Annotated in this window: 19 protein-coding genes; 6 read left to right on the top strand and 13 right to left on the bottom strand. The window is 61.1% G+C overall.

From position 1 onward, the window contains the following. Nucleotides 1-11 precede the first annotated feature (11 nt). The 5 genes from ftsH to folD all read left to right on the top strand — a co-directional run bounded on the left by ftsH (nt 12) and on the right by folD (nt 5833). A complete protein-coding gene (gene ftsH, locus HCZ87_RS08140; protein ID WP_167643259.1) occupies nt 12-1925 on the top strand; it encodes an ATP-dependent zinc metalloprotease FtsH in 1914 nt (637 codons plus the stop codon). A gap of 152 nt (nt 1926-2077) precedes the next feature. Next, entirely contained in the window at nt 2078-2659 is a 582-nt protein-coding gene (locus tag HCZ87_RS08145; RefSeq protein WP_167643260.1) for an MOSC domain-containing protein, read from the top strand. A gap of 195 nt (nt 2660-2854) precedes the next feature. After that, entirely contained in the window at nt 2855-4531 is a 1677-nt protein-coding gene (locus tag HCZ87_RS08150) for a formate--tetrahydrofolate ligase (protein WP_167643261.1), read from the top strand. A gap of 63 nt (nt 4532-4594) precedes the next feature. Continuing rightward, on the top strand, nt 4595-4900 hold the full coding sequence (locus HCZ87_RS08155; RefSeq protein ID WP_167643262.1) for a chorismate mutase: 306 nt from the start codon (nt 4595-4597) through the stop codon (nt 4898-4900). A 42-nt stretch (nt 4901-4942) separates the two neighbouring features. Further along, a complete protein-coding gene (folD, locus tag HCZ87_RS08160; protein ID WP_167643263.1) occupies nt 4943-5833 on the top strand; it encodes a bifunctional methylenetetrahydrofolate dehydrogenase/methenyltetrahydrofolate cyclohydrolase FolD in 891 nt (296 codons plus the stop codon). Between the two features lie 93 nt (nt 5834-5926). Here the strand turns inward: folD and HCZ87_RS08165 are convergent, their stop codons facing one another. The 13 genes from HCZ87_RS08165 to HCZ87_RS08225 form a co-directional block, all read right to left on the bottom strand. Then, on the bottom strand, nt 5927-7234 hold the full coding sequence (locus HCZ87_RS08165; protein WP_167643264.1) for an ATPase: 1308 nt from the start codon (nt 7232-7234) through the stop codon (nt 5927-5929). Nucleotides 7235-7376: 142 nt separating this feature from the next. After that, complete coding sequence (locus tag HCZ87_RS08170; RefSeq protein ID WP_167643265.1) at nt 7377-7874, bottom strand: prepilin peptidase; 498 nt, start codon at nt 7872-7874, stop codon at nt 7377-7379. Nucleotides 7875-7886: 12 nt separating this feature from the next. Then, the gene (locus tag HCZ87_RS08175; protein WP_167643266.1) at nt 7887-8738 is read right to left on the bottom strand and encodes a lipopolysaccharide assembly protein LapB; all 852 of its coding nucleotides are present in this window, start codon (nt 8736-8738) and stop codon (nt 7887-7889) included. 33 nt (nt 8739-8771) lie between these two features. After that, nucleotides 8772-9377 (bottom strand): tetratricopeptide repeat protein, encoded by a 606-nt coding sequence (locus HCZ87_RS08180; protein ID WP_167643267.1) that lies wholly within the window; start codon nt 9375-9377, stop codon nt 8772-8774. Between the two features lie 10 nt (nt 9378-9387). Beyond that, a complete protein-coding gene (locus HCZ87_RS08185; RefSeq protein WP_167643268.1) occupies nt 9388-10362 on the bottom strand; it encodes a type II secretion system F family protein in 975 nt (324 codons plus the stop codon). 9 nt (nt 10363-10371) lie between these two features. Beyond that, nucleotides 10372-11340: a type II secretion system F family protein gene (locus HCZ87_RS08190; protein WP_167643269.1), complete on the bottom strand. Its 969-nt coding sequence runs from the start codon at nt 11338-11340 to the stop codon at nt 10372-10374. Continuing rightward, entirely contained in the window at nt 11340-12782 is a 1443-nt protein-coding gene (locus HCZ87_RS08195) for a CpaF family protein (protein WP_167643270.1), read from the bottom strand. The genes HCZ87_RS08190 and HCZ87_RS08195 overlap by 1 nt, the downstream gene beginning before the upstream one ends. A 29-nt stretch (nt 12783-12811) precedes the next feature. Next, entirely contained in the window at nt 12812-14056 is a 1245-nt protein-coding gene (locus tag HCZ87_RS08200; RefSeq protein ID WP_167643271.1) for an AAA family ATPase, read from the bottom strand. 236 nt (nt 14057-14292) lie between these two features. Beyond that, on the bottom strand, nt 14293-14919 hold the full coding sequence (locus tag HCZ87_RS08205; protein WP_167643272.1) for an OmpA family protein: 627 nt from the start codon (nt 14917-14919) through the stop codon (nt 14293-14295). Between the two features lie 21 nt (nt 14920-14940). Beyond that, complete coding sequence (locus HCZ87_RS08210) at nt 14941-16332, bottom strand: type II and III secretion system protein family protein (protein ID WP_167643273.1); 1392 nt, start codon at nt 16330-16332, stop codon at nt 14941-14943. A 228-nt stretch (nt 16333-16560) separates the two neighbouring features. Then, a complete protein-coding gene (gene cpaB, locus HCZ87_RS08215) occupies nt 16561-17424 on the bottom strand; it encodes a Flp pilus assembly protein CpaB (protein ID WP_167643274.1) in 864 nt (287 codons plus the stop codon). Nucleotides 17425-17588: 164 nt separating this feature from the next. Next, the gene (locus HCZ87_RS08220; RefSeq protein ID WP_167643275.1) at nt 17589-17765 is read right to left on the bottom strand and encodes a Flp family type IVb pilin; all 177 of its coding nucleotides are present in this window, start codon (nt 17763-17765) and stop codon (nt 17589-17591) included. Nucleotides 17766-17868: 103 nt separating this feature from the next. Next, nucleotides 17869-18060, bottom strand: a complete 192-nt coding sequence (locus tag HCZ87_RS08225) for a hypothetical protein (protein WP_167643276.1) — start codon at nt 18058-18060, stop codon at nt 17869-17871. A gap of 412 nt (nt 18061-18472) precedes the next feature. On the opposite strand from HCZ87_RS08225, the gene HCZ87_RS08230 reads away from it, so the two are divergent. After that, nucleotides 18473-19246, top strand: coding sequence for a lytic transglycosylase domain-containing protein (locus tag HCZ87_RS08230; protein ID WP_254868562.1), 774 nt, complete (start codon nt 18473-18475; stop codon nt 19244-19246). Nucleotides 19247-19268: the final 22 nt, after the last annotated feature.

The following is a 19268-nucleotide window of genomic DNA, read 5'->3' on the forward strand; positions in this document are numbered from 1 at the left end:
GGAGAGCCATTTTGGGCAACGCACGCAATATCGCTTTTTGGGTTGTTCTGTTCCTGCTCGTCGTCACCCTGTTCAATTTGTTCAGCGGATCCGGCAGCCAGCTACAGAGCCGCGAAAAGACCTATTCGGAATTCGTATCTGCCGTGGACGACGGTAGGGTCAGCACTGTGACGCTCGATGGCGAGCAAGTGCGCTACACGACCTCTGACGGTCAGAACTATTCCACGATCAAGCCGGGCGATGCCGAAGTCACCCAAATGCTGATCAGCAAGAACATTCCGGTTCGCGCGGAAAAACAGCAGCAATCGACCTTCCAGTCGTTCCTGTTGACGCTGCTGCCGTTCCTGCTGCTGATCGGGGTCTGGATCTACTTCATGAACCGCATGCAGGGCGGTGGCAAAGGCGGCGCAATGGGCTTTGGCAAGTCCAAGGCCAAGATGCTGACCGAGAAACACGGTCGCGTGACTTTTGACGACGTGGCCGGCATCGACGAGGCCAAGGAAGAGCTGGAAGAGATCGTGGAATTCCTGCGCAACCCGCAGAAATTCTCGCGTCTCGGCGGCAAGATCCCCAAAGGCGCGCTTCTGGTGGGCCCTCCGGGCACCGGTAAAACCCTTCTGGCCCGCGCCATTGCGGGCGAGGCGGGCGTGCCCTTCTTCACCATTTCCGGCTCTGACTTTGTTGAAATGTTCGTCGGTGTGGGCGCCTCCCGCGTGCGCGACATGTTCGAGCAGGCCAAGAAGAACGCCCCCTGTATCGTGTTTATCGACGAGATCGACGCCGTGGGCCGCCATCGTGGCGCCGGTTACGGCGGCGGCAATGACGAGCGTGAACAGACGCTCAACCAGCTGCTGGTCGAGATGGACGGTTTTGAGGCCAATGAGGGCGTGATCATCCTCGCGGCGACCAACCGCAAGGACGTGCTCGACCCCGCGCTGCTGCGTCCGGGCCGTTTTGACCGCAACGTCACCGTCGGCAACCCCGACATCAAGGGCCGCGAGAAGATCCTCGGCGTGCATGCCCGCAAGACGCCGCTGGGCGCCGATGTGGATCTGCGCATCATCGCGCGCGGCACCCCGGGCTTTTCCGGTGCGGATCTGGCCAACCTGGTCAATGAGGCCGCCCTGATGGCTGCCCGTGTGGGCCGTCGCTTTGTCACCATGGAAGACTTCGAGAGCGCCAAGGACAAGGTCATGATGGGGGCGGAGCGCCGCTCGATGGTTCTGACCGCCGACCAGAAGGAAAAAACCGCCTATCACGAGGCAGGCCACGCGGTGGTCGGCCTGAAGCTGCCGGAATGCGACCCTGTCTATAAGGCGACGATCATTCCACGCGGTGGTGCGCTTGGCATGGTGGTCAGCCTGCCGGAAATGGACCGTTTGAACTGGCACAAGGACGAGTGCGAGCAAAAACTGGCCATGACCATGGCGGGCAAGGCCGCCGAGATCATCAAATACGGCCCGGGCCATGTGTCCAACGGTCCGGCCGGTGATATCCAGCAGGCCAGCCAGTTGGCGCGCGCCATGGTGCTGCGCTGGGGCATGTCCGACAAGGTTGGCAATATCGACTACGCCGAGGCGCATGAGGGCTATTCCGGCAATACCGGTGGCTTCTCGGTTTCCGCCAATACCAAGGAGATGATCGAAGAAGAGGTCCGCCGCTTCATCGAGGACGGCTACCAGCGCGCCTATCAAATCCTTGAAGATCACAAGGACGAATGGGAACGCCTGGCCCAGGGGCTTCTGGAATATGAGACCCTCACCGGCGAGGAGATCAAACGGGTGATGAAGGGCGAGCCGCCGCAGGCGGATGACGATGCCGATGATGGGGCCGACAGCGGCGCTGCTTCGGTAACGGCCATCCCCAAGGCCAAGCCCAAGAAGACCCCGCCCGAGGGTGGGATGGAGCCTGAACCCTCCAACTGATCTTGATTATCCGAACACGACAGGAGGCACCCGACTCGGGTGCCTCTTTTCATTGTATCAACTCTGTGCCGCGCGATTGCATCCGGGCGGGCAGGGGGTAGTCTGCGCGCATCACCTGCATCACCTGCATCAGCTCGTTCAAGGAGACACCAATGCCTGTACTGCGCGAAACGGAATTTCGGGGCGAAATCACCTGGCTTGGGATGGTTCCCGCAGGCGGCGGCATTCAGGCAGAGGTGCGAGAGGCGCTCGACCTTGGCTTTGCCGGGATCACGGGCGAGCGACACGAGGGCGCAGAGCGCGGCTCCTGCGTGCGGGTGACCAACCTTTATAAGAAAGGCACCAAAATCCGCAATGTGCGGCAGTTGACGGTGCTGTCCGAAGAAGAACTCGCCCTGATCGCGGCGGATATGGGGCTGGAGCGGCTGGACCCGCGTCATCTGGGCGCTTCGCTGGTGCTGCGCGGCATTCCCGATTTTACCCTGGTGCCGCCCTCGTCGCGGCTGCAAGGACCGGATGGGGCAACGCTGACGGTGGATATGGAAAACCGCCCCTGCGTGCTGCCCGGTCGCGAGATCGAAAAAGACCACGAAGGCTTTGGCCCCAAGTTCAAGTCGGCAGCGACGAACCGGCGGGGAATCACCGCCTGGGTGGAGCGCCCGGGGCGGTTGTCGCTGGGCGACAGTCTGCGTCTGTTTGTGCCCGATCAGCGGGCCTGGGCGGGCGAAAGCTAGGGATCATACCAAAGCCGCAGCGCAGCAATGTTTCCTTTATGCGACCAACCGGTGCCATCGAAAATGATCCGCGACGTTCTGGGGCGCAATTGTGTCGGAAATCAATGGCGCGGCGTCTGCCGGAGCCGCTAAGCCTAGGGCAGATTCCGGCGCCCGCCGCCGGCCCCTGCCAACTCGACACTTAGGAACCAGGCCATGAGCTACAAGAGTGACATTGAGATCGCCCGCGAGGCGAACAAGCTCCCGATCCTCGAGATCGGTGCCAAATTGGGCATGAAGACCGAAGACCTGCTGCCCTACGGCCACGACAAGGCCAAGGTCAGCCAGGAGTTCATCAACTCCGTGCAGGGCAAAGAAGACGGTAAACTGATTCTGGTGACCGCGATCAACCCGACCCCGGCGGGCGAAGGTAAAACCACCACCACTGTGGGTTTGGGCGACGGTCTGAACCGCATCGGCAAGAACGCGATGATCTGCATCCGCGAAGCCTCCCTCGGGCCGAACTTCGGCATGAAGGGCGGCGCAGCGGGCGGCGGCATGGCACAGATCGTGCCGATGGAGGAAATGAACCTCCACTTCACCGGCGACTTCCACGCGATCACCTCCGCGCACTCGCTGCTGTCGGCGATGCTCGACAACCACATCTACTGGGGCAACGAGTGCGAAATCGACGTGCGTCGCGTCGTGTGGCGTCGTGTGGTCGACATGAACGACCGCGCCCTGCGTCAGATCACCGCCTCGCTGGGTGGCGTCTCCAACGGCTTCCCGCGCGAAACCGGTTTTGACATCACCGTGGCCTCCGAAGTGATGGCGATCCTCTGCCTCGCCAACGACCTCAAGGATCTGGAAAAGCGTCTGGGCGACATCATCGTGGCCTACCGCCGCGACAAAACCCCGGTTTACTGCCGCGACATCAAGGCAGAAGGCGCGATGACCGTCCTGCTGAAAGACGCGATGCAGCCGAACCTGGTGCAGACCCTGGAAAACAACCCGGCCTTTGTGCACGGCGGCCCCTTCGCCAACATCGCACATGGCTGTAACTCCGTGATCGCAACCAAGACCGCGCTGAAACTGGCTGACTTTGTGGTCACCGAAGCAGGCTTTGGCGCCGACCTCGGCGCCGAGAAGTTCATGAACATCAAGTGCCGCAAGGCGGGTATCGCACCCTCCGCCGTGGTGCTGGTCGCCACTGTGCGCGCGATGAAAATGAACGGCGGTGTGGCCAAGGCCGATCTCGGCGGCGAAAACGTCGACGCGGTGAAAAACGGCTGCGCCAACCTGGGTCGCCACATCGAGAACGTCAAATCCTTCGGCGTGCCGGTTGTTGTCGCCATCAACCACTTCGTCACCGACACCGATGCCGAAGTTGAAGCGGTCAAGGAATACTGCGCCACCCATGGCGTCGAAGCCGTTCTGTCACGTCACTGGGAACTGGGCTCCGAAGGCTCTGCTCCGCTGGCGGAAAAAGTGGTCGAACTGGTCGAAGGCGGCTCTGCCAACTTCTCGCCGATCTACCCCGACGAGATGCCGCTGTTCGAGAAAATCGAAACCATCGCCAAGCGCATCTACCGCGCCGACGAGGTTCTGGCCGACCAGAAGATCCGCAACCAGCTGAAAGAATGGGAAGCAGCGGGCTATGGCAACTTGCCGGTCTGCATGGCGAAAACCCAATATTCCTTCACCACCGACCCGAACCGTCGCGGCGCGCCGACCGGCCACTCCGTGCCGGTGCGTGAAGTGCGCCTCTCGGCGGGCGCGGGCTTCATCGTGGTTGTCTGCGGCGAGATCATGACCATGCCGGGCCTGCCGCGCACCCCGGCGGCGGAAAGCATCCGCCTGAATGACGAAGGCCTGATCGAAGGCTTGTTCTAAGGTCTGAAATAGGCAACCTGCGGCCCGGGGATCCTTCCCGGGCCGCAGGAGTTTTAAGAGACGATGACCTACCGCAAACCGCCGCAAGACTGTGCCGATATGGCCGAGCTGCGTCAGGCGATCGACGCCATCGACGTGGAACTGGTGAAACTGCTTCGGGATCGTGCGGACTATATCGACCGCGCCGTGACCCTGAAGCGCGCCAACGGCTGGCCTGCGCGCATTCACTCCCGGGTGGAGGAGGTCATCACCAACGTGTGTCGGACCGCCGAGGCAGAGGGGCTGGATCCCGAGCTTGTCGAGGGCCTCTGGCGCGATATGGTGAATTGGTCGATCACCCGCGAGGCGCGGGAGATCCCGGAGACTTAAACAGGGGCGTGTTGGTCCCTGACCCTGAAAAGGAACGAAGCAATGGCAGCAGAACTCATCGACGGCAAGGCCTTTGCGGCCAAGGTCCGTGGCAAGGTCGCCGAACATGTGGCGCGTCTGAAGGAAGAACACGACATCACCCCCGGTCTGGCGGTGGTTCTGGTGGGCGAGGACCCGGCCAGCCAGGTCTATGTGCGCTCCAAGGGCAAGCAGACCGTCGAGGTCGGCATGAACTCCTATGAGCACAAGCTCGACGTTGACACCTCCGAGGCGGATCTGCTGGCGCTGATCGACCAGCTCAACAACGATCCGGCCGTGCATGGCATCCTGGTGCAGCTGCCGCTGCCCAAACATCTGGACGAAGATCTGGTGATCAATTCGATCGCGCCGGAAAAGGACGTGGACGGGTTTCACATCTCCAACGTCGGCCTGCTGGGGACCGGGCAGAAATCCATGGTGCCCTGCACGCCGCTGGGCTGCCTGATGATGCTGCGTGACTATCATGGCTCCCTGTCCGGCATGGATGCGGTTGTCATTGGTCGCTCCAATATCGTTGGCAAGCCGATGGCGCAGCTCCTGCTGGGGGACAGCTGCACCGTCACCATCGCGCATAGCCGCACCAAGGATCTGCCCGATGTTGTGCGTCGCGCCGATATCGTGGTGGCCGCCGTTGGCCGCCCGGAAATGGTGCCTGGTGACTGGATCAAGGAAGGCGCCACCGTGATCGACGTGGGCATCAACCGCGTCGAACGGGACGGCAAAAACAAGCTGGTGGGGGACGTGGATTTCGCCTCCGCCTCCGAGCGCGCTGGCGCGATCACCCCTGTTCCCGGCGGTGTGGGTCCGATGACCATCGCCTGTCTTCTGGCCAATACGGTGACCGCCTGCTGCCGCGCCAACAAGCTGGCGGAGCCGGAAGGGCTGACCGCCTGAGCGGCGCAGATGCGCCGCGGCCTCCGGCGGGGATATTTTGGAAAAGATGAAAGAACGGCGTCCCTTGTGGGGCGCCGTTTTGCATAGCCGAGGCTATTTCACGATCACCTCGTCGCGGACAAACATATTGGCCCAGGCCCGGTCGATCAGCTCTGGCGACATCTGATAGGGGATGCCTTCGAACTCGCAGATGGAGATCATCTGGTCGATCAGGTAGACCGGCTGATAATTGGCATAGATATTGCCGATCATCGGGTATTTGTTCTTCAGCAGATGCACCAGCGCGGCCTCGTCCAGGGGCATGCCCTTCTTGCGCGCCACCATGGCAAAGATCTTGAGGAAGTTTTCCTGATCCGGCCCGTCGATCTTGATCTTGAAAAAGATCCGGCGCAGGGCGGCCTGGTCGAAGATCTCGTTGGGGTGAAAGTTGGTCGAGAAGATCACCAGCGTGTCGAAGGGGACTTCGAATTTCTCGCCCGATTGCAAGGCGAGGATGTCGCGGCTCTCTTCCAGCGGCACGATCCAGCGGTTGACCAGCGCCTGCGGGCTTTCGGCCTGACGGCCAAGGTCGTCTACGATGAAGATACCGCCGGTGGATTTGAGTTGCAGCGGCGCCTGATAGGTGCGGGCGGTCGGGTTGTAGACCAGATCCAGCATCGACAGCGAGAGCTCGCCGCCGGTGACCACGGTGGGGCGCTCGCAGCAGACGTAGCGTTCGTCAAAACGCCGGTGTTTGCGCAGCGCATTCGGGTCTTCCTCGCCGGTCTCGACGGCGGTGTGCACGATCGGGTCATAGACGGTGATCACCTGACCCGCGTATTCGATCGCGCGCGGCACATAGACCCGATCCCCCAGCGCATCGCGGATGCCGTTGGAGATCGAGGATTTCCCGTTCCCCGGCGGGCCATACATCAGGATCGAGCGCCCGGCGCTGACCGCAGGGCCCAGGTGATCGAGCAGGCTGTCGGGCAGGATCAGATGCCCCATGGCGGCCGTCAGCTGCTGGCGGGTCACCATGATATTGCGGATGGACTGGCGTTTGACCTGTTCGCTGTAGACATCCAGCGGCACCGGCATAGCGCCGAAGTATTCCGACTGCGCGAGCGCGTCCTGTGCCCGGGCCTTGCCCGCATCGGTGAGCTGATAGCCCATCTCGGTGCCGGAGTTGGCGTTGAGCGTGCCGGTGGCCTCCAGCAGCTTCTGGTCGCGCGCCATGTCCACCAATTCCTGCGTCACTGAGGCGGGCAGGCAGATCGCAGAGGAGAGCTCGGTCACCGTGTGAAGCGTCTTGCGAAAGATCGTCTTCAGCAGAATGTCGCGCATCATCACCAGCGGCAATTGCATCTCCGCCAACCCTTTGGGCGGGGGAGGGGCGATGACGGTCATGTTCTGCATATTCATGTGAAAAAGGGCCTCTTTCGGAACGCCTGGGAGGTCAGGCATGTTGGAAAGAGACTATTCAACACTGTGGCAAGACCACGGCAGGCTTGCATCATTTCCGCGAAGAGCGCGGGGGATTTTCAGGAATTTTCCGACAGGTGGCTCAGGCGCTGCCAAAGGCGGCGAGGCAGAGATAAATCGCCAATGTCGCGCCAAGGCACAGCCCCATCGGGAATTTCTTGCCCGCCTCCCAGCTCTTCCAGTCCGGCGCGAGGCGGCGCAGGGGGCTGTGGCGCGCGATCCGATGCGCGATGAAGCCGACGATCAGCGTGATGGCAAAGATCATGCCAAGATCGCTCAGATCGGCAACGGCCACATAGGGCGCGGCGGCACCGGCGAATTTTGCATCCCCCGCACCGATCAGGCTAAGCGCATACATCAAAAAGCCGATCACGAGGCCAATGGGCAGATGCAGCAACTGCCAGCCATAATCGGCCCAGCTGGGCATCACCAGAAGGCCCAGCAGCACATAGACCGCGCCCAGGGCATCCACGCACCAATTGGGGATGCGCATGCTGCGCAGGTCGGTCAGCGCCGCAACGGCACAGAGCGGCAACACGAAGGGCAAGAACCAGAGCGCGGCCTCAGCGGGAAATTGCATGGGATGCGCCTATCAGCCGTTTTCCAAGGCCGCCAGCGCCCGGGCTGCGGCGTCGAAATGTTGCGGGTGGGTTTCAATGGCTTCGCGCAGCAGGCCTTCGCCGATGCTGACGTCGCCCTGTTTCACCGCCGAGAGCGCCATCGTGTGCAAGAGCTGCGCCCGTTCGGTCTGGGTCATGGCGATCACCGGCAGGCTGTAGTTGCGCTGCGCCCCGCGCGCCAGAACCAGGTTGTTCTTGGCGGTGAACAGGTTCGGATCCTGCCGCAGGGCCTCGCCGAACAGCCGCTCCGCCTCGCGGTAATCACCGCGCGTCAGCTTGGAGTAGCCCCAGTTGTTGAGCACCCCGGCGGGTTTTGTGGTCAGGCCAATGGCGGTCTCGTAGAAACTATCGGCGGCTTTCCAGTTTTCCTCGGAATCGGCGACCATGGCTTCGAGCCGATAGCGTTTGAAGGTCTCATGGGTCGGCGGAACGGTGTCGAGCACCTGTTTGGCCGTGTCCCAATTGTTGTTGCGGATCATCGCATCGGCGAGGTTGACCTTGTCGTCAGCCGTCGCATCGGGCAGCGAGGCGACCCGCTCCCAGGCCGCCTGGGCCTCGGTGTAGCGTTTGGCACGGATCAGGGAGGTGGCCAGCCCGCGGTTGAGATCAATCCGTCCGGGGGTTTCGGTCACGCTGCGCTGGAAATAGCTCACCGCCTCATTCGGGTCGGCGCTGCTGAGGATGACGCTGTTGAGATTGCTTTCATCAACGACATTGACGTCCTGAAGCGCCCGCTCGACGGCGTCCTTGTCAATTTCCTTGCTGCACGACGCCAGGGTCAGTGCCCCGACCAGCCCTGCGGACAAAAGAACCATATGGCGCATGTGAGTGCGTCCTTTTCTGCTCTGCCTCTGGCATTATGGTGTCGTTTGAAGGAGGTAGCTGCCACCGCCCCGGCGCACCAATTTATATTCGCTGCCTATCGCGTCATTATGCCCGGGATTGTCAAGATTTTCGAGTGCCAGGCGCAAATTATCGCGAATTGCGTCACTTTGGCCATTGTCCAGCGCATAGGCCCGACGCAGGATCTGTTCGGCCTCCGGGTATTGGCCGCTTTCCATCAGCACGATGCCCAGGTTGTTGAGCGCTTCGGGCCAGTTGGGTTCTTCTTTCAGCGCGCGGCGCAGCAGGGTTTCGGCCTGTCCCAAACGGCCAAGCCCAAGGTTCGCCGTTCCGAGGCTGGAGAGCACCTCCGGCGTCAGCCCCTGTTCCAGCGCGGCGCGGTTGAAGGCGTCGATCGCCAGCTCATATTGGCCCGCCGCCATCAGCCGGTGGCCGACCTCCATGCCGCTGACGGCCTCGGCCCGGTGATCCACGCCCGGTGCCCAGACGCCCTCTGTGTCGGGGGCTTTCAACCCGTTTCCTGTTCCCGCAACGCAAGCCGCCATCAGTACGCATGCACTGATGGCGACCGCAGGTGGGAACAGGCTGAAAAGGTGGGTGCGCCTGCTCCAAAACGTCATTTGATTTGCCTTACTGTTGTCCCAGCTTGGTGATGGTCTCCACCGATGGGCCGACCAGGATGATCAGCAGCGGTGGCACGGTCAGCCCCATTGTCGCAAGGGTCATTTTGGTTGGCAACTTGTTTGCGGCCTCTTCGGCACGCATGACGCGTTTGTCTCGCATCTCGCTGGCATAGACCCGCAGCGCATCGGCGATCGAGGTCCCGAAGGTGGCCGATTGGATCATCACGGTCACAAAGGAGGACACATCGAGCACGCCGCAGCGGGTGGCCATGTCGCGCATGACCTTGTCTTTCTCCTTGCCGGCCTTCATCTCATAGGCGACGACTTCGAATTCTTCGGCCAGTTCGGGATAGGAGGTCTTTAGCTCCGCGGCCACACGCACAATGGCCTGATCCAGCGATTGCCCCGCCTCGACGCAGACCAACATCATGTCCAGCGCATCTGGAAAGGCGCGGGTGATGGCCTGCTTGCGTTCCTCGATCCGGCGGGTGACCCAGTATTTCGGCATGAAATAACAGGCGGCAGCGGGGCCGATAATGCGGATCACCAGGTCCTGCGTGCTGAACTCGACGCCCGGATTCATGCCGTAGATATAAAACAGCCCAAGCCCAAGCCCGAGCAGCCCGAGCGCAAACTGCGCAAAGTGAAACAGCCGCACCGCGTCCTTGGACTGATAGCCGGCCTGGCGCAGCTTCAGCTCCATCGCCGAGAGCTCCTCGGCGTTCTGGGGCTCCAGGAAGTTGGCGAATTTCTGCAATTGTTCGTTGCGGTTGGCCTGGCGCAGCCGCTCCTTGCGCGGGGTATTGGCGTTGCTCTGATCAAGGCTGCGCTGGAGCTTTTTCAGCGGGTCTTCGGGCTGGTTCATCATCATCGCAATAGCGATGACCACCAGCAGCAGACCGGCAAAGCCAAGCGCCATCAAAGGTCCGAATTCGCCGAACTGCGCGACAAGCAGGTCATTAAGATAGCTGAGCGGATTCATGACGTGTCCTCAGACCTTAATATTTGTGAGCATGCGCATCACAAAGAGGTTGGCGGTCAGCATGCCGCCAACGATGAAACAGCAGGGAATGAACCAGGGATGATCAATGACCCCGTCATAATAATGCGGGTCGTTGAACAGGGTGAAGCCAAGGCAAAACAGCGGAAAACCAGAGAGGAACTTGCCCGACCACTGCGCCTCGGCGGTGATCGCCTTGACGCGCCGAAACAGGCGAAACCGCGAGCGGATAACCTTTGCAAGACCCGCAAGCACCTCGGCGAGGTTGCCCCCGGATTGCTGCTGAATGGTCACCGCCACCGCGAGGAACTGCAAATCCTGCATGTCCAGCCGCTGCGCCATTTCCTTCAGCGCCTCGCCGACATCTCGGCCATAGGCGCATTCATCGGCGATAATGCCGAATTCGGTGGCCAGCGGGTCTTGGGATTCCTTGGCAACGATCTGGATCGCCGAAGAAAACGGATGCCCGACCCGCAGGCTTCGCACCATCAGCTCGACCCCATCGGGGAGCTGCTCCTCGATCAGCGCCATCCGGGTCTTGGCCTTCTTGTTGACCCAGAAGAACACCCCGCCAACGCCGATCACGATCGAGGCCAGCGTGCGCACCGGCGCAGCGGTCTGCGTGCCGACGCTCAGGCCGACAAAGGCAAAGACCGACACCCCCGCCATGATCATGATCAGCTGGCGTGGTGTAAAGGCGATCGCCGCCTTCTGCGCCCGTTCCGCCAAGAGCGAATAGAGCGGGATCGAGCGCGATTTCAGGTGCTGCTGCATCTCCTTGCGGAGCTGTTCCAGCACTTGTTCCCGGTTGCCGCCCTTCTCCAGCATCTCCAGCCGGCGATTCACCCGGCTGTTGAGGTTGATCGACTTGCCAAAGGTCACAAGATAGAGCCCCTCGACCAGAACCAGGACCCCGATGAAGATCAGCCCATAAATGAGCGGTTCCATTCCGATTTGCATCAGCGTCTCTCCATCACTGTGGGCTCGTAGATCGAGGCCGGCAGGTCATAGCCCCAAAGGCGGAAGCGCTCGGAGAAGTGGCTGCGCACGCCGGTGGCGGTGAAATGGCCGATGATCTTATTGTCTGGCGTCAGGCCAACCCGTTGAAAGCGAAAGATTTCCTGCATGGAGATCACATCGCCTTCCATGCCGGTGATCTCGGTGATCGAGGTCATCCGCCGCGAGCCATCCTGAAGCCGCGAGGCCTGCACGATCAGGTTCACAGCCGAGGCAATCTGGCTGCGCACCGCCTTGATCGGCATTTCGATCCCGGCCATTGCGATCATGTTTTCCAGACGCGAAATCCCGTCGCGGGCAGAGTTGGCGTGGATCGTCGTCATGGACCCATCGTGGCCGGTGTTCATCGCCTGCAACATGTCGATCACCTCGGCGCCGCGCGTTTCGCCGACGATAATGCGGTCGGGCCGCATCCTCAGGGCGTTTTTCAGACAGTCGCGCGGCGAGACTTCGCCCTTGCCTTCGACGTTGGGCGGGCGGCTTTCCATCCGGCCCACATGGGTCTGTTGCAACTGAAGCTCGGCGGTGTCTTCGATGGTCAGGATGCGCTCGGAGTTGTCGATAAAGCTCGACAGCGCGTTCAGCGTGGTTGTCTTACCAGAGCCCGTACCACCCGACACGATGATGTTCAGCCGCGTGGAGACAGCAGCTTGCAGATAGGCGGCCATCTCTTCGGTGAAGGCACCGAAATTGACCAGATCGTCGATCTGCAACTTGTCTTTCTTGAACTTCCGAATGGACACCAGCGAGCCATCCACCGCGATCGGCGGCACCATGGCGTTGAAGCGCGACCCATCGGCCAGGCGCGCGTCCACATAGGGGTTGGATTCATCCACCCGCCGTCCGACGGCCGAAACGATCTTGTCGATGATCCGCATCAGGTGGCGTTCATCCTTGAAGGTCACATCCGAGAGTTCCAGCTTGCCCGCGCGCTCCACGAATATCTGCTGCGGGCCGTTCACCAGAATATCGGAAATGCTGTCATCCTTGAGCAGGGTTTCCAGCGGCCCAAGGCCGGTGACCTCGTCATAGAGCTCCTTGTTGAGCGTCTGGCGATCTTCGCGGTTGAGGACGATATTCTTGTCCTGGAGCACCTCGCTGGCGATCGAGGCGATCTCGGTGCGCAATTCCGCTTCGGTCGCTTTCTCCAGCGCCGCGAGGTTGAGGTTTTCCAACAGCTCGCGGTGCAGCTCCAGCTTGATCTCGCTCATCCGCTCCTTGCGCTTGCGCTCGCGATCCATTGGCGCGGTCTCGGCGGCCTTGCGCTGGGTCGGGCGGCGCAGCACGGTTTTCACCGGCTCCGCGGGGGCTGCTGCGGCTTTCGGCTCCGGCTGAAGGGCCGGGTTTGCTGGCTTGGCGTTGGGTCGTTTGTACTTGGAAAACATCGTTTTACCCCCAGGGTGTCACGCGTTGATCAGGCGGCCTCTGCATCCGAGCGCCCCAGTTCATGCAGGCTGCGCGCCAGTTTGGCGATTTCCTTGCGCACCGGGTTCTTGGGGGCAGAGATGGCCAGCGGCTGACCATGGTCGCAGCTGTGCAGGATCGGCTTTCCCCCGTCCGGCAGCTGGACGTCGATGGAGATACCAAGGCTTTCTGCCATGCGTTTGACCCGGCTCTTGCCATTCAGGTCGGTGAATTTCGGCGCACGATTCAACAGAAACCGCAGCTTTTCAAAAGGCAGGTCTTCCGATTGCAGCGCCCGTTTCACCCGCAATGCGTTTTGCGCCGAGCGCATGTCCAGCTCGATCATGGCGAAATACACATGCGACAGGGTCAGCACCGTCTCTGTCCATTGCACCAGCGTATGCGGCATGTCGATGACCACAAAATCAAAATGGCTGCGCGCGGTTTCCACCACCCGAAGGATGTCTTCGGGGGTGATGAAATCCAGCGGCACCATGTCGGGCGGCGCGGTCAGCACCTGCAATTTGTCCTGAAACGAGACCAGCGACTGGCCAAAGATGTCTTCATCCATGGCTTCGGTTTCGCTCAGCATCTCCATCACCGCCTCGCGGCGGGGCAGGTCGAGATAGGTCGAGACAGAGCCGGTTTGCAGATCGAAATCCAACAGGCAGACGTTGGGGCGGTCGGTGGTGTTCAGCTCCGCCAGCTCCCAGGCCAGGTTGACCGCAAAGGTCGAGGCGCCAGAGCCCCCCGCCAACCCATGCGAGACGATAACAGCGCCTTCGCGCTGGCTGTCGGCATGCAGCTTATGGGTCCGGGCCGGTGCCGGGGTAGGGGCGGCCACTTCCTTGGGCTGACGCAGCCGCTCCACCGCGGCGGCCAGTTCCTGTTCGGGCAGCGGGTAGGGGATGAATTCATCCGCCCCCTGGCGCAGCAGCTTATGCAGCGCGGCCGGGGTGACATCCTCGGCCACCAGAATGATCCTGATATTGCGTGATTTGGCCTGGGTGATGATTTCGCCAATCAGTGGCAGGTTTTCCTCGTCTTCCGCATCCAGCGCAAGCGCGACAAATTCCACCGCTTCGGCTTCGGGTTGATAGAAGAAGGCAAGCGCATCGGTAAAGCCAAGGTCGCCCCAGGCTTCGCCCATGACGCTCTCCATGTCCTCGATCAGCAGATCAAAGTTCTGAACGTCACGACTGATTGTACAGGCTGCGATCGGCGCAGCATCAGCTTGCGAATTCCCATTCGTCATCGCCATAGTCCCCACATTGTTCGGTCGCAGGCCAACGGACCTGCGGACCGACGCCGCCCCCACCACAAGGTACACGGCGCCCTATGGGATGACTGTCGTTCTTAATCTGGGCGACATTGGGGCCAAAAAGCTCCCATTGTTGGGAAAATTAAACATCCCTAACAACGGGTAAAGGCGATGACATCGTCACCGCCTTGCAGCTGATCCGGTTTTTCGTCGTGGCCAGAAGGGCTTGGCTACTCCGCGTTTTGCAGGAACTGCTCGCGGGTCAGCGTGGTCGGCACCACGGCGCTCTGGACGTAGTCGCGATAGATGATCTGCGCGTATTTGCCATCAAGCTCGTTCACCCGTGCCGCGACAAAGCCGCTGACCTCGGTGACAGTACGCCGGTTGCGGCGTTCGCGCTGATCGGTCAGCACAAGAGGCTGCGTTTCGCCAAAGGAGGCCACCGCCTCCAGCCGCTGCCGGCTGATGCCATGCGAAACGAGGTAATTCACCGCCGCCCGCGCCCGTCTCAGGCCAAGCGCCTTGTTGTAGCGCTGGCTGCCGACGGCATCGGTATGGCCATAGACGCGAAAGCGCACTTCGGGGAATTGCTTGATCCAGTCGGCCTGTTGATCCAGCACCAGACGCGCCGCACCATCGAGCCGGGCACTGTCGAAATCAAAGTTGATGGTATTGGGCACGTCCTGCGCGAACCGCTTGGCCAGTTGGATCTGATAGCTGCGGTCACCGCTCAGAACGGCGGTGTTATTGGCATTGGCCGAGCCGAAATACGCGCCATCAATGGGTTGGCCCGCCTCGCGGTAGGCGCAGGCGCTTGTGATCAGGGACAGTCCAATAATCGCCGTGTACTTTAGCATCTGCGCCACCGTTTGTTATTCTTAGTCAAGGAGATAGCCATAAGAGCCGTTGAAATCCTGGTTGGCGACCTCGCCCGCGGCACCGGTTTGCGCCCGTTCGGTCCGCCCCATCAGGAACAGGTTCTTTTCGCTGGGCGGCTTGATCCGGTCGGTCGGCAACGAGAAGGCATCGCCCCGCGTCGGGGTCACCAGATGGGCCGACACGATAATGACCAGCTCGCTTTGTTTGCGTTCGTAATCGGCGCTGCGGAACAGCGCACCCAGCACCGGAACATCGCCGAGCCAGGGAATTTGTGCGGCATTATCAAGAAAGTTGTCCTCGATCAGCCCGGCAATGGCAAAGCTCTCGCCGTCGCGCATCTCCACGGTGGTGGAGGTTTCCCGTTTCGAGAAGGCGTTAATCGACAGACCATCCAGCGTGATGGAGTTGTTCGGGTCGATCTCTGACACCGCGGCGCGCAGCTCCAGATTGATCAGATCGCCGTCCACCACCCGGGGCACAAAATTCAGCTCGACACCAAAGGGTTTGAACTCGACCGTGGTCTTGCCATTGTCCTGCGCAACCGGAACCGGGTATTCGCCACCCGCAAGGAAGCTGGCCTCCTGTCCTGACAGCGCCGAGAGATTGGGCTCTGCCAGGGTGCGGACCAGGCCTTTTTGCTCCAGCGCTTCCAGCAGCACGCCAAATTCGATCGAGCCGATATCAAATCCTATAAAAGTGGCGCCGCTGATCCCATCCTTGGTTGCGATACTGGCGCCGCCCAGGCCGTTCTCGCCATTCAGCCAGGTGCCGGTTTCGCCCGTGGTATTGTTGCCGCGAAACGCCACGGAGGAGCCCAGGGACTTGCTGACAGAGCGTTCCATCTCGGCAAATCGAACCTTAAGCATCACCTGCTGCACGCCGCCGACGGTCATCAGGTTGCTGACCCGATCCGGCGCATAGCGTTCGGCCAGATCCAGCGCCCGTTGCAGGCGCTGCCCGCTGGAAACATTCCCCGAAAGCACAATACCGTCGTTGGCGGTGCGCACTTCGATTTTCTCGTTCGGCAGGATCTGTTTCAGCCGTTGTTTGAACTCTGTGACATCAGCGGCGACCTTCACATCCACATTGGTGATCAGCCGACCGGACCCATCCAGCAGCGTCAGCGTGGTGGTGCCGGGGGATTTCCCCAGAACATAGATTGTCCGGTCCGAAAGCGAGGAAATATCCGCAATGCCGGGGTTGGCGATGCTCAGTTCCGCAAAGGGTACATCCGCTTCGACGACCACCGCCCGATTCATGGGCACATCGAGCACGGCATTGGTGCCCTTTTTCACGACTTTCACGCCCTGGGCCAGGCTGGCCTCGGGGAGCGATGCACAGAGAAGGGTCAGCCCCGTGAGGGCTGCCGCGAAATAACGTCCGATTGACATGTGACCTGCCTTTCCGATCACGCCTCAGATGCGGGGTCTTGTTGCCCCAATTTTGCGACCAATCTGCGTTAGTTCTGCTTTCATTGCAAGAATCAATGGCTTCGCGGCGGATTTTCATCCGCTGCACGTGGGGGGCGGGGCCACATGGCAACACCCCCGCGCCGGTCTGGATGGCACGAGGGTGTTGCTAAGGCGTTGAAAAAAGGTCGTGTGCTCGCTTGGCCCAGCTCAGTCGGTGCAGGGGATCGGAATTTCCATCACCTCGGCGCCACGGCGGGTGCGGATGGTGCAGACCTTGTCTTCCTGGACCTGTTGCGGTGCTTCAATGCTGCCGAGCCCGAGGAGTTTGCGCTGGTCCACCTCGACAAGGGCCGCGATGGTGTCATCCTCGGCGCCAACCAGGGACAGCGACAGGCTACCGGTCGATTGCGCCTGGGCCAGAACCGCGACCTGTTCGGGGCGGGCGGCCACGGTGACGGTGCGGGCGATCACGGCCTCGCTGATATCGTTGCCAGCCGTCTGGTCCACCGCGATCAGCTCGATATTGGTCTGGATCAGACGGGTGACCTCGCCCCGGCGATCTTGACCACGCTGCGACGGTGGCTCGCCGCTCCAGTAGACATCCACCCGGTCGCCCGGACGCAGGAAACCGGACACGCCAGAGGCCACATCAACCCGGATCGCAAAGGCGCGCATGCCCCGTTCCAGCCGTGAGGTAATGCCCGCATCTTCGCCCGGGGCGGTAACCTTAACCGCCAGAATGGGTTCGCCCTTTTCCATCGTGCGCAGCACGTAGCGGGCGTCTTTCGCGGTGTCGGACGGGAAAAGCACCGTTTCGTCGGCAAAGACCCCCTCCGGCAGGGAGGTCTGCGGCCACTGGACGCGGCGGACACTCTCCTTGGTGAGTTTCTGACCGTATTTCAGCGGCTCATTGGCGACGAAGACATCTATCGTGGGCACCGCATTCTTGCCATTGGCACGCTCTTGCGCCAGCGCCGTCTGATAGGTTTCGATGTAATTCTTGGCCATCATGACCGCGCCGCCTGCGAGGGCGACACCCACGATGAGCACCAGTCCGAAAACCGCTCGCATGGTAGTCCCTTTCTGTCGCGTTTCTGACAGCAATGTTGCCCAGGCCCGTTGGTTCTTTTACGGGCTGGCGGAATGTCTTTTACGCCATATTATGTGACGCGCAGGATGGTGTTGCGCGCATCGCCCTATGGTCGTCGGGGCAAAAGATAGCGGTGCCGGGCTGGTCAGGATGACAAGCTGGCAATGTAGGTCGCCACATTTGTAGCGAACTCCGAGAACGTCGTTTCCATGCTCGCATAGCTGGCGAGGGTGAAGCCGACGATCAAGGCACATAACACCACCCAATCCACGGTGACGGCGCCGTCTTCATGCAGCAAAAAGCTCTTCAAACGCTTCAACATAACGCCTCACTTTCCGATGCATCAAGAACACTTCGGGCCGTCGCCGGTAAATGAGCGCGGCCCGAAAAATCTCATTCAGATCAAACTGATCTGATCCAGGGGCTTACTCGCCTGTCGCGCCCACGGTGATGCCTTGCAGGGTCTCTGCGGTGTTGGTTGCCAGCTGGTCGGTGCCGCCTTTCAGGTTGCCAACAACAACGGCGGCCAGGCCAACAACGGCGGCGCAGAGCACAACCCAGTCAACGGTCACGGCGCCAGATTCGTCATTGCGGAAGTTTTTGAAAAGTTTGATCATGGTTCGTCCCTCCTGAGGATCGGTAAATAATGTCATCCTGTTCCGGGGCTTCGTGTCGTCTGCTCTCTCACCTTCAGATGACGTCCCGCTTTGGATGTGACTTTTATCCCTATCCAGCGTGGCAGGAATTGGGCCGAAACCCGGAAACCGGCCTTTAAGATTAAAAAAATCTTAGTAAATTGGGTAAGCCCATGTCCCAAAAGTATAATTCACGAGTTCTTGAGGCGCCGAGAGAGATTTTCCGCGCGGAATGAGGAAGAAATGTGGCCAAATGGCCCAAATCCTGACCTCTGGGCTGGATTTCGACGGTGGATTGGCCCAGAATTTTTTGAACCAAGAGCCATGAGGCGAGCAGAAACGGATGAATCGGGTCAAGAAAGCCTGCTGCGGAGTCTCCTTCGCCGCGGCGGTGATGGCAGGGTCGGGCGGCTTGGCGCAGGAGCAACCGCGCGCGCCCTTTCCCGACTTCCAGGCCAAGCGCATTCGTCCGCCCGCAGCGGGTACGCAAAAACGGATCACGGTCCAGATCGCGCCGAGCGCGCAGGACAGCGGTACGACAAGCCCCTCAGCGCCCGAGGCACAGGCCCCCTCCGCAGGCGCTGAGACGCGTTTTGGCTGGTTTTGGGAGGATGTTGGCAGTGACCTCGACGGGGCCTCGCCTGGTCGGCTCGTTGACGGGCTCGCGGTGCTGGAACAGCACGGGGATGTACCGGTGCCGCGGCTTCAGGAATTTCACGAGATGATCGGCGCCTATGGCGTGTCCTTGCTGACATCGACGATCGGAACGGATGTTTCTCCCGCGCTTGTCCTGGCGGTTATGGCGGTGGAATCTCACGGGGATGCGAACGCGGTCAGCCGCGTGGGAGCCGAAGGGGTGATGCAATTGATGCCGGACACGGCGGCGCGGTTCGGGGTCGAGGATGCCTTTGATCCGGACCAGAACATCAAGGGCGCCGTGCGTTTTCTGGACGTATTGATGAAAGAGTTCTCCGGCGATCCGGTGCTTGTCCTGGCGGGCTACAACGCCGGTGCAGGGGCGGTGCGGGATCACGGCGGGGTTCCGCCTTTTGCCGAGACTCGGGATTATGTGCCCAAGGTGCTGGCCGCCTATCAGATCGCCCGCAACCTTTGCGTGACGCCACCGATCATGATCTCTGATGGCTGCGTGTTCCAGCCGATGCGATAGCGCGATGTGCAGCCTCCCCTTG

The organism is Phaeobacter sp. HF9A (assembly GCF_011806385.1).
Taxonomy (GTDB): Bacteria; Pseudomonadota; Alphaproteobacteria; order Rhodobacterales; family Rhodobacteraceae; genus Epibacterium.

What these genes read in the sequence shown, in the direction of transcription:
- HCZ87_RS08220 (WP_167643275.1), bottom strand. Translation starts at nt 17,765, where the DNA reads ATGTTGAAGCGTTTGAAGAGCTTTTTGCTGCATGAAGACGGCGCCGTC.
- HCZ87_RS08210 (WP_167643273.1), bottom strand. Translation starts at nt 16,332, where the DNA reads ATGTCAATCGGACGTTATTTCGCGGCAGCCCTCACGGGGCTGACCCTT.
- HCZ87_RS08180 (WP_167643267.1), bottom strand. Translation starts at nt 9,377, where the DNA reads ATGACGTTTTGGAGCAGGCGCACCCACCTTTTCAGCCTGTTCCCACCT.
- HCZ87_RS08175 (WP_167643266.1), bottom strand. Translation starts at nt 8,738, where the DNA reads ATGCGCCATATGGTTCTTTTGTCCGCAGGGCTGGTCGGGGCACTGACC.
- folD (WP_167643263.1), top strand. Translation starts at nt 4,943, where the DNA reads ATGGCAGCAGAACTCATCGACGGCAAGGCCTTTGCGGCCAAGGTCCGT.
- HCZ87_RS08170 (WP_167643265.1), bottom strand. Translation starts at nt 7,874, where the DNA reads ATGCAATTTCCCGCTGAGGCCGCGCTCTGGTTCTTGCCCTTCGTGTTG.
- HCZ87_RS08145 (WP_167643260.1), top strand. Translation starts at nt 2,078, where the DNA reads ATGCCTGTACTGCGCGAAACGGAATTTCGGGGCGAAATCACCTGGCTT.
- HCZ87_RS08230 (WP_254868562.1), top strand. Translation starts at nt 18,473, where the DNA reads ATGGCAGGGTCGGGCGGCTTGGCGCAGGAGCAACCGCGCGCGCCCTTT.
- HCZ87_RS08155 (WP_167643262.1), top strand. Translation starts at nt 4,595, where the DNA reads ATGACCTACCGCAAACCGCCGCAAGACTGTGCCGATATGGCCGAGCTG.
- cpaB (WP_167643274.1), bottom strand. Translation starts at nt 17,424, where the DNA reads ATGCGAGCGGTTTTCGGACTGGTGCTCATCGTGGGTGTCGCCCTCGCA.
- HCZ87_RS08190 (WP_167643269.1), bottom strand. Translation starts at nt 11,340, where the DNA reads ATGCAAATCGGAATGGAACCGCTCATTTATGGGCTGATCTTCATCGGG.
- HCZ87_RS08200 (WP_167643271.1), bottom strand. Translation starts at nt 14,056, where the DNA reads ATGACGAATGGGAATTCGCAAGCTGATGCTGCGCCGATCGCAGCCTGT.
- HCZ87_RS08195 (WP_167643270.1), bottom strand. Translation starts at nt 12,782, where the DNA reads ATGTTTTCCAAGTACAAACGACCCAACGCCAAGCCAGCAAACCCGGCC.
- HCZ87_RS08150 (WP_167643261.1), top strand. Translation starts at nt 2,855, where the DNA reads ATGAGCTACAAGAGTGACATTGAGATCGCCCGCGAGGCGAACAAGCTC.
- HCZ87_RS08185 (WP_167643268.1), bottom strand. Translation starts at nt 10,362, where the DNA reads ATGAATCCGCTCAGCTATCTTAATGACCTGCTTGTCGCGCAGTTCGGC.
- HCZ87_RS08225 (WP_167643276.1), bottom strand. Translation starts at nt 18,060, where the DNA reads ATGATCAAACTTTTCAAAAACTTCCGCAATGACGAATCTGGCGCCGTG.
- HCZ87_RS08205 (WP_167643272.1), bottom strand. Translation starts at nt 14,919, where the DNA reads ATGCTAAAGTACACGGCGATTATTGGACTGTCCCTGATCACAAGCGCC.
- HCZ87_RS08165 (WP_167643264.1), bottom strand. Translation starts at nt 7,234, where the DNA reads ATGAATATGCAGAACATGACCGTCATCGCCCCTCCCCCGCCCAAAGGG.